This window comes from Pseudomonas sp. D47, from assembly GCF_045447305.1.
Taxonomy (GTDB): Bacteria; Pseudomonadota; Gammaproteobacteria; order Pseudomonadales; family Pseudomonadaceae; genus Aquipseudomonas.
In genome coordinates this window covers 177,207-192,543 of sequence record NZ_JBJGXU010000004.1, presented here as the reverse complement: position 1 = coordinate 192,543, position 15,337 = coordinate 177,207, and the positions used below count along the sequence as shown (strand labels likewise).

11 protein-coding genes are annotated in these 15,337 nt (G+C 62.0%); 2 read left to right on the top strand and 9 right to left on the bottom strand.

The genetic code is table 11. The annotated features are described in order from the left end of the window. Positions 1-69 precede the first annotated feature (69 nt). From hutU to hutC, 3 genes are all read right to left on the bottom strand, one after another. Positions 70-1,740 carry a urocanate hydratase gene (gene hutU / locus ACI77I_RS05670; protein WP_406997109.1) on the bottom strand — a complete coding sequence of 557 codons (1,671 nt, stop codon included), beginning with the start codon at positions 1,738-1,740 and terminating at the stop codon, positions 70-72. Between the two features lie 406 nt (positions 1,741-2,146). Continuing rightward, entirely contained in the window at positions 2,147-2,707 is a 561-nt protein-coding gene (locus tag ACI77I_RS05665; protein WP_406997108.1) for a HutD family protein, read from the bottom strand. Further along, a complete protein-coding gene (hutC, locus tag ACI77I_RS05660; protein ID WP_232000148.1) occupies positions 2,704-3,414 on the bottom strand; it encodes a histidine utilization repressor in 711 nt (236 codons plus the stop codon). The genes ACI77I_RS05665 and hutC overlap by 4 nt, the downstream gene beginning before the upstream one ends. Positions 3,415-3,561: 147 nt before the next feature. Here hutC and ACI77I_RS05655 point away from each other — a divergent pair, with 147 nt between their 5' ends. Beyond that, entirely contained in the window at positions 3,562-4,926 is a 1,365-nt protein-coding gene (locus ACI77I_RS05655; protein WP_094949336.1) for a formimidoylglutamate deiminase, read from the top strand. Positions 4,927-5,037: 111 nt separating this feature from the next. On the opposite strand, the gene ACI77I_RS05650 is transcribed toward ACI77I_RS05655, so the two are convergent. The 6 genes from ACI77I_RS05650 to ACI77I_RS05625 form a co-directional block, all read right to left on the bottom strand. Continuing rightward, positions 5,038-5,607: a lipocalin family protein gene (locus ACI77I_RS05650; RefSeq protein ID WP_094949337.1), complete on the bottom strand. Its 570-nt coding sequence runs from the start codon at positions 5,605-5,607 to the stop codon at positions 5,038-5,040. 30 nt (positions 5,608-5,637) lie between these two features. Then, positions 5,638-5,892 carry a hypothetical protein gene (locus tag ACI77I_RS05645; RefSeq protein ID WP_017849914.1) on the bottom strand — a complete coding sequence of 85 codons (255 nt, stop codon included), beginning with the start codon at positions 5,890-5,892 and terminating at the stop codon, positions 5,638-5,640. Between the two features lie 176 nt (positions 5,893-6,068). Next, positions 6,069-7,079: a class 1 fructose-bisphosphatase gene (locus tag ACI77I_RS05640; protein WP_094949338.1), complete on the bottom strand. Its 1,011-nt coding sequence runs from the start codon at positions 7,077-7,079 to the stop codon at positions 6,069-6,071. 96 nt (positions 7,080-7,175) lie between these two features. Beyond that, positions 7,176-8,519 (bottom strand): DUF3999 domain-containing protein, encoded by a 1,344-nt coding sequence (locus ACI77I_RS05635; protein WP_406997113.1) that lies wholly within the window; start codon positions 8,517-8,519, stop codon positions 7,176-7,178. Beyond that, a complete protein-coding gene (locus ACI77I_RS05630) occupies positions 8,519-12,031 on the bottom strand; it encodes a DUF2339 domain-containing protein (RefSeq protein WP_406997107.1) in 3,513 nt (1,170 codons plus the stop codon). Before ACI77I_RS05630 ends, ACI77I_RS05635 begins: the two co-directional genes overlap by 1 nt. A 170-nt stretch (positions 12,032-12,201) precedes the next feature. Then, a complete protein-coding gene (locus ACI77I_RS05625; protein ID WP_094952190.1) occupies positions 12,202-14,652 on the bottom strand; it encodes a glycogen/starch/alpha-glucan phosphorylase in 2,451 nt (816 codons plus the stop codon). Positions 14,653-14,888: 236 nt separating this feature from the next. On the opposite strand from ACI77I_RS05625, the gene ACI77I_RS05620 reads away from it, so the two are divergent. After that, positions 14,889-15,323, top strand: a complete 435-nt coding sequence (locus tag ACI77I_RS05620; RefSeq protein WP_003171132.1) for a YkgJ family cysteine cluster protein — start codon at positions 14,889-14,891, stop codon at positions 15,321-15,323. Positions 15,324-15,337: the final 14 nt, after the last annotated feature.

The following is a 15,337-nucleotide window of genomic DNA, read 5'->3' as shown; positions in this document are numbered from 1 at the left end:
CGGTCTGTCAGTAAAACCGAGGTGATGCCATCGCAGGCAAGCCAGCTCCCACAGGAACCTTGCCAGCCGTTACTTGATCATCGGGAGGTTGAGGCCCTGCTCTTTGGCGCAGTCGATGGCGATCTGGTAACCGGCATCGGCGTGGCGCATCACACCGGTGGCCGGGTCGTTGTGCAGCACCCGAGCAATTCGCTCAGCGGCTTCGTCGGTGCCGTCGCAGACGATCACCATGCCGGAGTGCTGCGAGAAGCCCATGCCAACGCCGCCGCCGTGGTGCAGCGAAACCCAGGTCGCGCCGCTCGCGGTGTTGAGCAAGGCGTTGAGCAGTGGCCAGTCAGACACGGCGTCGGAACCGTCCTGCATGGCTTCGGTTTCGCGGTTCGGGCTGGCAACCGAGCCGGAGTCGAGGTGGTCACGGCCGATCACCACCGGCGCTGACAGCTCGCCGCTGCGCACCATTTCGTTGAACGCCAGGCCGAGTTTGGCGCGCTGGCCCAGGCCAACCCAGCAGATACGTGCCGGCAGGCCCTGGAAGCTGATGCGCTCGCGCGCCATGTCCAGCCAGTTATGCAGGTGCGCGTCATCAGGGATCAGCTCTTTGACTTTGGCGTCGGTCTTGTAGATGTCTTGCGGGTCGCCGGACAGTGCCGCCCAACGGAACGGGCCGATGCCACGGCAGAACAGTGGGCGGATGTAGGCCGGTACGAAGCCTGGGAAAGCGAAGGCGTCTTCCACGCCTTCTTCTTGCGCCATCTGGCGGATGTTGTTGCCGTAGTCGAAGGTCGGGATGCCTTGCTTCTGGAACTCGAGCATGGCTTTTACGTGCACGGCCATCGACTGTTTGGCGGCCTTGATCACGGCAGCCGGTTCGATCTTGGCGCGGGCGCGGTATTCGTCCCAGGTCCAGCCGGCCGGCAGGTAGCCATTGAGCGGGTCGTGGGCACTGGTCTGGTCGGTGACCATGTCTGGGCGCACGCCGCGCTTGACCAGTTCCGGCAGGATTTCCGCCGCATTACCCAGCAGGGCGATGGAGATGGCCTTGCCTTCCTTGGTGTATTTGGCGATGCGGGCCAGGGCGTCGTCGAGGTCGGTGGCTTGCTCGTCGACATAGCGGCTGCTCAAGCGGAAGTCGATGCTGACCTGCTGGCATTCGATGTTCAGCGAGCACGCGCCGGCCAGGGTCGCGGCCAGCGGCTGAGCGCCGCCCATGCCGCCGAGGCCGGCGGTGAGTACCCAGCGGCCGGTCAGGTCGCTGTTGTAATGCTGGCGACCGGCTTCGACGAAGGTTTCGTAGGTGCCTTGAACGATGCCTTGGCTGCCGATGTAGATCCAGCTGCCGGCGGTCATCTGGCCGTACATGGCCAGGCCCTTGGCATCCAGTTCGTTGAAGTGTTCCCAGCTGGCCCAGTGCGGCACCAGGTTGGAGTTGGCGATCAGCACGCGCGGGGCGTTGCTGTGGGTCTTGAACACGCCGACCGGCTTGCCGGATTGCACCAGCAGGGTTTCGTCGTCATTCAGGTTGGTGAGGCTCTCGACGATCTGGTCGTAGCACTCCCAGTTTCGCGCCGCACGGCCGATACCACCGTACACCACCAATTCTTTCGGGTTCTCGGCCACTTGCGGGTCGAGGTTGTTCATCAGCATGCGCAGCGGCGCTTCAGTCAGCCAGCTTTTGGCAGTGAGCTTGTTACCGCGGGCGGCGCGGATTTCGACGTCACGGTATTTTGTAGGCTTGGTCACAGCTAAGACTCCTCGGCGATCGATGCGCGAACATTGATGGTGCGAAGGAGAGTCTTACGCACACATCTTTACTTGTACATACAAGCATATGCAATCGAGCGGCCAACTTTCTTAGCGAGGGCGTGAGATTTTTTGGGAAGGTGTGTGAAAGCCTTGGAAATTAAGGCCTGGAGGCTTGGTGAAATTTCTTGCGGAGGCGTTTTGCAGCGAGGGAGATTGTTCATAACAGCGTGGCGTTGCGCCACGCTGGGGCGTTCGGTAACAAATTGGTGCGCTGGCCGGAAACAGATCCCTTGAACAACACAGAAACAAGTGTGGGAGCTGGCTTGCCTGCGATGACGGTGTGTCAGCCAGCACATCCAGTACTGATACACCGCCATCGCAGGCAAGCCAGCTCCCACAGTTTTTAACCGAGTGCGGTCAGTTCGATGACGCAGCAGCGGCCGGTAACCGATAGGTCCAGCAGGTCGGTGTTACCGTCGATTTGCAGGCAGTCGTGATGCCCCAGCTTTTGGTCCAGCACCTTCACTTCATCCGCCACGCTGAACACCAGCACGGTCTGCGCCGTGGTGAAAAACCGCTGCACACCATCCACCCACTGAAAGCGCGCGTGGTAACGCTGGGGCGAATAAATCAGGTTGAAATCGCGGATCGGCCCGGTGATCAAACGGCAGGAAACGTCGCTTTCACCGCTGAACGCGAAGGGCTGCAGCGGTAACAACCCGCGCTGCTCCTCGCCATCCACGGTCAACACCATGCCCGCGCCTTTGATCACGGTGATCACGCGCTGGTAGCCGGCGAAGGTGGAAAACCCGCCCGACTCGGCGATATCGGCAATCGACAGGCGCCAGCCGAAGCCATCCAGGCCTGTACCTGCGTCACGGGTGATTTCTTCGGTACTGCCGCCACCGTTTTTCCACGGCATGCGGATGTAATCGGCGGCGCGCCAGACTTTCACTGCACTCATTTACTGAAACGTCCTTCCAGGCTATGACGGGAACCGGGGTGGATCAAACGCGCAGCGGTCACCGGCTGGCGCCCCGACCAAGTGCGGCGGCGAATCAACAGGCACGGCTCGCTCGGCTCGATCTGCAGCAGCTTGCACTCTTCAGCATCGGCGAGGATCGCTTCAACCACGTGCTCGCCTTCGGTCAGCGGCGCAACTTGGTTCAAGTAGGCGTACGGCGTTTGTTGCGTGAAGTCCTGCTGCAAGTAGTCCGGCGCCACCAAGGCGTTGACGAAACGGTCTTCGATTTGCACCGGGATGTCGTTTTCGAAGTGCACGATCAGCGAGTGGAACACCCGCCCGCCTTCGCGCATTTCCAGGGCGACGGCGCGCTCGGAACCTGCGGCCTCTTCGCACAAGTGGATGACTTGGCAGGTATGCCGATGGCCGCGGGAGGCGATCTCGTCGGCGATGTTGTGCACTTCAAACAGCGCCGATTGGCTCTTGGGCTCGGCGACGAACGTGCCGACGCCTTGCATGCGCACCAGCAACCCTTCGGCGGTGAGCTCGCGCAGGGCGCGATTGATGGTCATGCGGCTGAAACCCAACTGGCTGACCAGCTCGCTCTCGGACGGCACGCGGTAATGCGGCGGCCAGTTGCCGTTGAGGATCTGCTGGCTGATCATCTGTTTGACGCGGGCATACAAGGGCGCCGGACTTTCGTCCATGTGGGCAGCCAGCGAAGACTTGGCAGGCGGAGTCGGCACAGGGAATCCTTGCAGGGGGAAAAGATGCATAGATTGCCGGAGTTTACCGAGCAGGCAAACGTCTGTATATGTATATACAAATAAACACACGACCGGGGTGCCTTGATCATGTCCGCTTTCTTTGCCGAACGCGCGCTGCTGCCTAATGGATGGGCCAACGATGTACGTTTTGAAGTCAGCGCCGATGGCGTGCTGACCCACGTTGAGCCTAATGCCAGTGCAGACGGCGCCGAACGGCTCAGAGGCCCGGTGTTGGCGGGCATGCCGAACCTGCATTCTCATGCGTTCCAGCGTGCCATGGCGGGCTTGGCCGAAGTGGCCGGCAACCCGAATGACAGCTTCTGGACCTGGCGCGATTTGATGTACCGCATGGTCGGCAAGATCAACCCGGACCAACTGCACGTCATCGCCCGCCAGCTGTATATCGAGATGCTCAAGGCCGGTTACACCTCGGTGGCCGAATTTCACTACGTGCATCACGACGTCAGCGGCCAGCCGTATGCCGACCGCGCGCAGCTGTCGCGGCAAATCAGCCAGGCGGCCGCCAGCAGTGGGATTGGCCTGACCTTGGTGCCGGTGCTCTACTCCCACGCAGGCTTTGGTGGCCAGGCGCCGAATGAAGGCCAGCGACGGTTTATCAACAGCACTGAAAACTACCTGGACCTGCAAGCGCAGCTCAAGCCGATCCTCGCCGCGCAACCGGCGCAGCAGTTGGGCCTGTGCTTTCACTCCCTGCGCGCCGTCACGCCGCAACAAATCCATGATGTCCTGGCTGCCAGCGACAAGGCGTGCCCGGTGCATATCCACATCGCCGAGCAGCAAAAAGAGGTCGACGATTGCCTGGCCTGGAGCGGCAAACGCCCGCTGCAATGGCTGTATGACAACGTCGAGGTGGATGAGCGCTGGTGCCTGGTGCACGCCACTCACGCGGATGCTGACGAAGTGGCGCGCATGGCCAAGAGCCGCGCGATTGCCGGTTTGTGCCTGACCACCGAAGCCAACCTGGGCGACGGGATTTTCCCGGCCGTGGATTTCCTCGCCCAAGGCGGGCGCATGGGCATTGGCTCCGACAGCCATGTGTCGCTTAGTGTGGTGGAAGAGTTACGTTGGCTGGAATACGGCCAGCGCCTGCGTGACCAGCGGCGCAACCGCTTGTACCGCAGTGATCAGCCGATGGTCGGCCGCACGCTGTTTGATGCTGCATTGGACGGCGGCGCCCAGGCGCTGGGCCAGCCTATTGGTCGTTTGGAAGTGGGTAAACGCGCGGATTGGCTGGTGCTCGACGGCAACGATCCGTACCTGGCGACGGCGACTGAGGATGGGATTCTTAATCGCTGGCTGTTCGCCGGCGGTGATCGGCAAGTGCGCGATGTGCTGGTCAACGGCAAGTGGGTGGTGCGCGATGGGCGGCATGCGGGTGAGGAAGAGAGCAGCCGCGCCTTTACGCAAGTCCTGAGAGACCTGCTGGGCTAACAGGCAACACATAACAAATGTGGGAGCTGGCTTGCCTGCGATAGCATCACCGAGGTGTTTGCATCGCAGGCAAGCCAGCTCCCACATTTTTTGATTGGCGGTGACCCAGGCTTAGTGCGAGGTCTTCGCCATCTGCGTGTCCGACGTACGCCAGATCAACCGCGTCGTGTCATACCCTTGCTGGCGCGCCCGGCTCAGCAGGTCCTCGCGGGTGTCGGCACTCACCGTAGGTGTGCGCGACAAGATCCACATGTAGCGCCGGCTTGGGCTGCCGACGAGGGCGGTCTTGTAGTCATCGCTGACGTAAAGCACCCAGTAATCGCCCTTGGCGACGCCCGGCAGCAGCGCCGTGAACCAGTTATTGAATTCCACCCAGAGCTTGTCGGTCTTGCCCGGCACTTGCGGCGTGGCCGTGCCCTTGGCTTCCTGCCACTGCCACTCAGGTGTCAGGCAGCGGTTGAACACCGACATGTCGCCATCAGGCAGCAAGGTGTAACGGGCTTCGGACTGCGCGCAGTTGCGCTGGAAGTACATCGGTAATCGGGCCAACTCATACCAGGTGCCCTGGTAACGCTTGAGGTTGACGTTGCTCGCTGTCTTGGGTTGCAGATCATCGCCAGAATGGCTGGCGCAGCCCGCCAAAAACAGGCTGGCACAAAGGCACAAAACAAAACGCATCATTCTTCTTCTCCCGCAGGCTCGCGCCCCGGTTTACTTCAGGCCTTGCCCGGAAAACATCAGAACTTTGTCACCGGCATATTGAACGCTGATAAAGCTGTTTTTATCGCCCCAGGTGCAACTGGACATGCCCAGTGCGCCGGAACAGTCGGTCGGCTTGCCCAGCAGCGACTCCACCTCAGCCTTGGCCATGCCAGCCGACAACTTCGCGTAATTTTCTTGGTTGACCTTGCTGCAAGCGGCCAATAGCACGCAAAAAGCCAGCAGGGCGAGACGGCGTAACGACATGGAAAAACTCCTGGAGGGACGAAGCAGCTTGGGTATCTGCCAGAAGCTTAGAAGGGAAAAGAGGTGTCTGGTTCCCGATGTGCAAAAACAAAAAAGCCCCGAAAACGCTGAAACGTTTCGGGGCTTCTTTAAGAGTGAACAGCCTCACAACATGGCGGATAACTTATCGCCGCGGATTACTTCTTGTGGTAGCCGGTCACGCGCTCAACTTCTTCCTTCGAACCCAGGAACACGGCCACACGCTGGTGCAGGCCTTCGGGTTGGATGTCGAGGATACGCTGGTGGCCGTCGGTGGATGCGCCGCCTGCTTGCTCAACCAGGAACGACATCGGGTTGGCTTCGTACATCAAGCGCAGTTTGCCCGGCTTGGACGGCTCGCGGCTGTCGCGTGGGTACATGAACAAGCCACCACGGGTCAGGATACGGTGTACGTCAGCCACCATCGCGGCGACCCAACGCATGTTGAAATTTTTCTTCAACGGGCCTTCCTCACCGGCCATCAACTCGCCGACGTAGCGGGTTACCGGCTCTTCCCAGTGGCGCTGGTTGGACATGTTGATCGCGAATTCCTGGGTGGATGCAGGAATAGTGATGTCTTCGTGGGTCAGCACAAAGCTGCCCATTTCGCGGTCCAGGGTGAAGCCTTTGACGCCATCGCCCAAGGTCAGCACCAGCATGGTCTGCGGGCCGTAGATCGCGTAACCGGCAGCGACCTGCTCAGTGCCTGGCTGCAGGAAGGCCTTTTCGTTCAAGGCTTCGTTCTGGCTCAGGTACTCGTTCGGGCAGCGCAATACCGAGAAGATGGTGCCGACCGGTGCGTTGATGTCGATGTTGGACGAACCGTCCAGTGGGTCGAACACCAGCAGGTAGGCGCCTTTGGGGTACTTGCCCGGGATCTGGTAGGCATTGTCCATTTCTTCGGACGCCATGCCGGCCAGGTGACCGCCCCATTCGTTGGCTTCGAGCAGGATCTCGTTGGAGATCACGTCGAGCTTCTTCTGCACTTCGCCTTGAACGTTTTCAGTGTCCATGCTGCCCAGGACACCACCCAGTGCGCCTTTGGATACGGCGTGGCTGATTTCCTTGCAAGCACGCGCCACCACTTCGATAAGGAAGCGCAGATCGGCAGGCGTGTTGTTGCTGCGGGTCTGCTCGATCAAATAGCGACTCAGGGTAACGCGGGACATGGAAGGCTCCGGAGAATGGGGGGCTTAAAAACCCGCGCAGTTTAACGCGAGTCGGGGCGTATTTCCTCTAATCAGAGGATTTAACTCCAATAGAGTTCACGGTTTGGCCGCAGGTTGGCGCAACAAACTGTAGGCCATCGCCCCCAGCGCCGCCACACCCAACAGGAGCACGGCCCACAGGCCGAGTTTCTTCCAGTCGGTGCCTGCTTCGGGCGATGCGGCGACGGCGGCGGTTTTGACCACCACCTCTCCCGCAACGCTGGCCTGGCCTAACGTCTTGAGACGTTCGGCGCTGTAGTCGGGGATCAGGGTCGACAACGGCAGGTTCGCCGCCTTGACCGAGCCATTGCCCAGCGCCAGGGTGAACGGTGGCTCACCCCGCGCCAGGAACACCAACTGCGTGGCGCGCACGGCAAAACGCAGGGCCGGCGCTTCAACGCCCAGGCCACCGCCGCGCTCATCCACCTGCAACTTGAGCTCGCCGACGGCAACGCCCGGCAGTTGCAACTCGTCCTGCACGACGTCTTGGCCGTTCTGGGCCAGGCGGTACAACAAGCCATTGCTCAGCGGCTGCCAGGCTTGCTTAGCTTCACGGCGCCCCGCCAAGGTGACCGGCGCCAGCGTGTTCGGCTGCTTCAACTCGATACGCAAGCGCTCGACATTCAGACCCGTCGGCAGCTGCCAGCTGTATTCCCCAGCCTTGAGCCGCGTACCCGACAACGGCTGCGACCACACCAACGGCATCGGCAGACTGCTGCTGGTGGCGCTCACAAGCTTGGCCGAGGTCAGCGCCGGCGCGACCTGGCCTTGCCACACCAAGCGCAGGTAACGCGCCGATTGCCCCGGCAAGCTCACGTCATGCTGCTCGACCCGCTCGTCGGCAAACGACAGGCGCGCCACCTGGCCATCGCCCCAGGATTCCCAGTGCTGCAAGTCGTCACTGGCTTCAATGCTGAAACGCTGGAAGCCGTCCTGTTCGCGGCTCCAGTCCAGGCTCAGTTGCTGCAACGGCGCCTTGATCGCGCTGGCGTCCAGCACCCAGCCACGCAGTACTTGCTTGCCGGCCTTGGACGGGCGCACCTCGAGCAGCGTGCCTTCAGCAGTGGATTTCATCACCACGTCCGGCACGCTTTCGCGGGTGTCGGCGGCGTACAGCGGGAACCACTTCACATCGGCCACATTGCGGCTTTCGGTGCGTTGCGCGGATTGGCGCGACAACGCATACGCCTGAGGCTCACCGGCGGCATTGAACACGCGCACATCGCTCAGATCGGCCTGGCGCGCGCTCAATTGCACAGACAGCGGCAACTCCAGGCGATACCAAGGGCCGTTGCCACTCACCGCCAACGGCACCTGCGTGGTGAAGTCGGCGGGCGTTTCCTGCGCCCATACCGACAACGTCGTACACAAGCCCACCGCGATTACGCTCAACTTACCGATCAAGAGGATGCTCCTTCAGTTTCCAACACAGGCTCGGCACGCTTGGGCGGCAGTGGTGCAAAGTAGCCCACCACCAGCAACAGCCCGCCCACGCCGATAAACGACACAATCCGCGCCAGCCCGCCACGGTTACTCAGCTCGACAAAGAACAGCTTGGCGACCACCACTGCAATCAACGCCGCGCCGATCAACCACACTTCGCGACGATGGCGCAGGTGGCCGCCGATCATCAGGCCGAGGGCGATCAGGGTCCACACAATCGACAGGCCGGCCTGTACCAACATGGACGCCAGCAACGCATCCAGCTGGAACGGCACACCCGCCCAGTGGTGGGCGGTGCGCATCACCAAGGCGGTGAAGAAGGCAAACAGCGAAGCCCCCGCGACACCTTGGGCGACTAGCTCGGCACGCGGCCCACGCTGCGGCGCAACACTGCGCGACCACAGGTAAATACCCAGCAATGCGAACAGCAGGCCCAGGTCCAGCGGGTTAAGCAGCGGCACGTACGGCAGCGGTTCAGCGGTGCCGTCGCTGAAAATATTCGCCAGCCAGAACCAGCCGAGCATCAATACCGCCAGCGGCAACGCGGCCAGCACGCGGTATTCACGCGGATACGCCGACACCGGCCACGGCCAGCTGCGCGGCGCAGCCGCCAGCACCAGGTACAGGCTTGGCAGAATCGCCCAACCCAACCAGCGCCAGGCGTTGTATTCGCTCGACAGCATCAGCAGGCCGTAACGCAGCTCCAGCGCCAGCACGCCGATCAACATCCAGCAGCCGAGCACGTGGGCGATGCTCAATACGTTGCCCGGCACCCGCGCAGCCAAACGGCGCAGCGAGAGGAAATGCACAACGAACACCGCCAACCAAGCCAGCCAGCCGTACTGCGCCGCCGGGTGGTAGTAGTCATGGGCAGACACCAGCAACACCACGCCCGCCGCCGGCATCAGCAAGGCGCACAGCATGCCCAGCGATGCCCAGCGCAAACGTTCGGCCAGCACTGCCCAGATCGCCACGCTAATCGCCGCGATACCGAGCAAAAATGGCCCCTGCAGCGCCTGCGGGATAAACCGCAACACTTCCCCGATCAGCGCCAGCGTCCACCAGGCCGCGCCCCACACCAGCAGCAGGTCGGACAGGCGTTGCAGCTTCAACACGGCAAACACCGGCGCATGCGGTTCACGCTGCAAGCGCCAGGCGCCCACCATCGCGGCCAGGCCCAGCACCATTGGCGTCCAGAAACCGCTGTGCGCCATTGGGCGCAAGCCCTCGCTGCTCAACGGCCCGAGCAACTGCGGCACTGCCAACAGAAACGAAGCGCCGCCGATCAGTTGCAGCAGCAACCCAAACACGAAACTCGCGCGCTGCTGCAAGTACAGGCTCAGCCAGATAATCAACAAGCCACTCGCCGCCCATACGCCGCTGGCGCTTTCCCATGGCAGCACAAACAGCACCGCGAGGTTGATCAGCACCAAACCGGCGAGCAGCACCACCGACAGCCCGCGCAGCAGCCGCACATCGCTACGCACCAGGTCATCGCGCGCGGCCATCAGCATGCCGCCGACCAACGCCAGGCCGATCAGCGAGGCGGTCAATAAGCCGGTCCACCCGGCGCTGAATACCGCCGCCCCATCACCGCCCTGCAAGCGCAACAGGAACAACGCACCGCCAAGCAGTTGCACGCCGAAGGCGGTGAACAGGAAGGTGCGCGAGCCGATGCGCAGGCCGACAAACAGCGTCACAAGACCCGCGATTGCCCAACTGACGGCGGTGCCTTGGGTCAGCAGCAGCAACGGTGCAAGCAGGTACAAAAAGCTCAGGCCCAAGCTCGCCAGCACGGGCAGGCCTTTGCGCTCCCAGTGCGCCGCCTGTTCGGTCGATGCCTTGCGCAACTGATCGAAGCTGAACAGCAGCGCCGCACCCAGCAACAGCGCGCCCAGCGGTGCACCGTCGAGCAAGGTCAGTTCGCCTACGCGCAGTTCGCTGAGGAACGCCAGCGCCGAACCCAACTGCAACAACAGGCCAAATGCCCGCGCCAGCGGCCGCTGTTGGCGCAAGCCGAGCCAGAAGATCCCCGCGCCCTCCACCGCCCACGCCGCCGCCGTCCAGCGCGCATCGAGGCCCAGCGGAATCGCCAGGCTGGCAAAGATCACCCCCAGGGCCAGACAGGTTTCCGCCAGCAGCAAGGCGCGACCGCCACTGAGCAACCGCGCCAGGCCCATGTAGATAAGCCCTAGGCCCAGCGCACTGAACGCGGCGGCAAATTCCAGGTGCTGCACCAGCGCGAACTGCAGGCCGAAGCCCACCAGCGGCGGCCCGAACAGCATGCTGCCATCGACATAATCGCCCTTGGCCGCCGACCAGCGCAGCAGCGCATGACGGTCTTCGGGGGCATCGCCCATCTCTTGCAACTTACGTCGGGCGAACAACAGGCCGATGGCCAAGTACATCAGGAAAAACAGGATCAGAAACGGCTCGGTGCTCCACAGCAGTTCCGGTGTGTACGAACGCAGGCCCCAGGCGAAACCGATGCCGAAGGTGCCGACAAACCCGATCAGGTTGAGCAAGCGCCAGGCCTTGAACCAGGCGATGGCGAGGATGCCGGCATTGAGCAACGCAAAATAGCTGAACAGCGCCACATGGTTACCGGCGCCGGTGGACGTAAGAATCGGCGCGGCAAACCCACCCAGCGCTGCCGCGCACGCAAGGCCAAGGGCGTCCTGAGTGATCGCCAGGATCGCCGAGAACACCGTGACCGCCACCAACAGGCCGAGCGCAGCGCTCGGGTCGATCAATGGGTGCAAGCGCATCGCGGCAAACACCGTCAGGTACAACACGGCAATCCCGGTGCCTTGCAGCATCAGGCCGTAATTGCTGTTGCGCAGCCGTAACCACCAACCCAGGCCCAGCAGGCCGATGGCGGCAGCGGCAACGCCGGCGTAACGCAGTTCGATCGGCACCACCACACCTTCGGTGGCATAGCGCAGCAAAAATGCCAGGCCGAGAAACAACAGCACCACGCCAACGCGCAGCACGGTGTTACCGCCAAACAACCAAGTGCGTGCGCCACTGATGGCGCGCTCGATCAGGTTGGGGCCACGGGGAATGACAGGTTCTTTAGGTGTTGGCGTCGGCGCTGGGGCCCAGACGTCATCCGGCAGCGGCTGGCTGGTTTCGGCCACTGTGGCGACAGGCGCCAGTTCGGCGGGCAGTTCCCAAACAAGTTCGGGCTTTTCAACCACAGGTACGGGTTCTGGGAGAGGGGTTTCAACAATCACGCTGCTGGTCGGCGCGGGCACTTCCAGCTGCCGCAGGCGCTCACCCAGCGCTATCAGCGCCTTCTGCGTGGTCTCCAACTGACGAGCTTGCTGGTCCGCTTGGGCGGACAGCCTCGACAGGCGAATCGCCTGGCCAATGCCCAAGCCCAATAGCGCACCGAAACCGGCATCGGTGAACGACTCATCGAGTGTCCAGCCGAGCACCAGGCCAATCAGCATGAAGATCCATTGCATAGTCGATATCCCTAAGCAGCCCGAGGCGGGCAAACCGGGGGCTAGTATATCGACGCAGCACTAATGTGGGAGCGGGCTTGCCCGCGATAGCGGTGTATCAGTCGACATATTTGCAAACTGACACTGCGCTATCGCGGGCAAGCCCGCTCCCACACTTGGATCAGCGGTGTTTAGTCGAGGGCTTTCCAGATCTCGGTGGCGTATTCGCGGATCGTGCGATCCGAGCTGAACCACCCCATCCGCGCCGTATTGAGCACCGCCGAACGCCACCACGCCTTGGAGTCATGCCAATGCGCCTCGACCCGTGCCTGGGCATCCCAGTAGGAGTCGAAGTCGGCACACACCAGGAAACGGTCGTAGTCGATCAGGCCATCGATCAAACCCACATAACGGCCCGGATCATCCGGCGAGAACACCCCGCCCCGGATCGCTTGCAGCACATCGTTGAGGCGATGGGAGGCGGCAATTTCCGGCCCGGCGTTGAATTCACCGGCGTGCTTGCGGGCTTCCACCTGCTGCGCACTGAGGCCGAAAATAAACATGTGATCAGCGCCCACGCGCTCGTGCATCTCCACGTTGGCGCCGTCCATGGTGCCGATGGTCAGCGCGCCGTTGAGGCCGAACTTCATGTTGCTGGTGCCCGAGGCTTCGAAGCCCGCCGTGGAGATCTGCTCCGACAAATCTGCCGCCGGGATGATGCTTTCCGCCAGGCTGACGTTGTAGTTGGGCAGGAACACCACCTTGAGCAAGCCGCGCACGGTGGGGTCGTTGTTCACGGTGCGGGCGATGTCGTTGGTCAACTTGATGATCAACTTGGCCTGGTGATAACTCGCGGCGGCCTTGCCCGCGAAGATCTTCACCCGTGGCACCCAGTCAGTGCCCGGCTCGGCGCGTATCGCCTGGTACAGCGCCACGGTGTGCAGCAGGTTGAGCAACTGGCGTTTGTATTCGTGGATGCGTTTGACCTGCACGTCGAACATCGCCGCCGGGTTGACCGAGATGCCCAGGCGCTCGTGGATGATCTCGGCCAGCGCGCGCTTGCTGTGCAGGCGCTGATCGGCGAAGGCTTTGCGGAAAGACTGCTTCTCGGCGAAGGTTTCCAGCTCCGTCAGGCGGGTTTCCATGGTGTCGAGAATGTCCGGGCCCAGCGCTTCCACCAGCATCTCGGTGAGCTTGGGGTTGGCCTGGTACAGCCAGCGGCGGAAGGTGATGCCGTTGGTTTTGTTGTTGATGCGCTCCGGGTACAGCTTGTGCATTTCGGAGAACACCGTGCTGCGCATCAGTTGGGTGTGCAAGCCGGACACGCCGTTGACGCTGTGGGAGCCCAGGAACGCCAGGTTGCCCATGCGCACACGGCGGCCGTTGTCTTCTTCGATCAGCGACACGGCGCGCAGCACGTCAAAGTCGTGAATGCCTTTGGCGCGCAGCGAGTCGATGTGCTGGGCGTTGATCAGGTAGATGATCTGCATGTGCCGGGGCAGCATGCGTTCCATCAGGCCCACAGGCCAGGTTTCCAATGCCTCGGGTAGCAAGGTGTGGTTGGTGTAGGAAAGGGTTTCAACCGTCACATCCCACGCGGCTTCCCACGGAATGTCATGCAGGTCGACGAGTTGGCGCATCAGCTCAGCCACAGCAATCGAGGGGTGAGTGTCGTTGAGCTGGATGGCGGCGTGCTCGCCCAGACTCAATACCGAGCCGTGCATGTTTTTGTGGCGGCGCAGCAAGTCTTGCAAGGAGGCGGCGACGAAGAAGTATTCCTGGCGCAGGCGCAGTTCCTGCCCCGCTTCGGTGCTGTCGGCCGGGTAAAGCACTCGCGAGATGCTTTCGGCGCGGGCGACTTCGGCGACGGCGCCCAAGTGGTCACCGGCGTTGAAACGTTCCAGGTGCAGGTCTTCCACGGCGCGTGCACGCCACAGGCGCAGGGTGTTGACGCTGGCGCCACGCCAGCCGACGACTGGGGTGTCATAAGCAACCGCGCGCACGGTTTCACTGGGCGTCCACACTTGGATCAGCTTGCCGGAGGCGTCCGGCAGGGTTTCGACGCTGCCGCCAAAGCCGATCGGGTAAATCACTTCGGCCCGCTCGAATTCCCATGGGTTACCAAAGTCCAGCCAGCGCTCGGTCTGTTCCTGCTGCCAGCCATCAACAATCGCCTGGCGGAACAGGCCGTGCTCATAACGAATGCCATACCCGTGGCCGGCAATGCCCAGGGTCGACATGCTTTCCATAAAGCATGCCGCCAAGCGGCCCAGGCCACCGTTGCCGAGCGCCGCGTCGGGCTCCAGCAGGCGGATGCGCTCCAGGTCGACTCCCAGTTCGGAGAGTGCTTCGCGCGCGATCTCCAGCACGCCAAGGTTGCTCAGGCTGTCGTAGAGCAAACGACCGATCAGGAATTCGAGAGAGAGGTAATAAACCCGCTTCTGGCCTTTGCGGTAAATACGCCGTGTATGGTCCATCCAATGGTCGACCATCTGGTCGCGCGCGGCCAGGGCAATGGCTTCAAACCAGTCGTGGTCGAAGGCGTGGTCGGGGTCTTTGCCCACCGCGTAGGTGAGTTTGGTCAAGACAGCATCGCGGAATGCGGCTACCTCTGCTTCTCGTGCAAGCGGTTCCTGAGACATCGGTGCGACCTCGGGCGAGATTGAAGGAGTTGCTAGAGCCTAGTCGGTCTGACAGACGGCGGACGTGCTGGTTCGGCAGTTTTTTAACTCATTCACCTTTGCGGGAAATTGATGCAGGGGTCGTGCCCGAACGGCGCTTGAGCAGCCTTCGGGCTGAAAACCGCAAAATATTGTTCAAAAAATCATCAATCCCGGTATTATCGCGCGCCCGGATATAGCCCCACCTTGGAACCCTGATGAAGCCTCAACTGATCGCCGCCGCGGAACTCGACCGTCTCGAGACCTGGCAGAAATATTCCGCCCACATGTGCGGTGGCTGCGTGTCCAGCTGCTGCACGCTGCCGGTTGAGGTGAAGATCAAGGACCTGATCCGCATTGGCATCGTTGACGAGTTCGAACGCGGCGACCCGCCGAAGAACATCGCCAAGCGTTTGCAGAAGGAAGGCATCGTCGAGCGCTACAACTCCAAATCCGAAATTTTTACCCTGCAGCGCATGAGCAACAACGATTGCCTGTACCTGGATCGTAAGACGCGCTTCTGCACTATTTATGACAAGCGCCCGGATACCTGCCGCAACCACCCGAAAATCGGCCCGCGCCCTGGGTATTGCGCGTATAAGCCGAAGGAAGTGGTGCGCGAGACTAAGTTCAAGACGCTCGATAAGTTCTGATCATCGTTCCCACG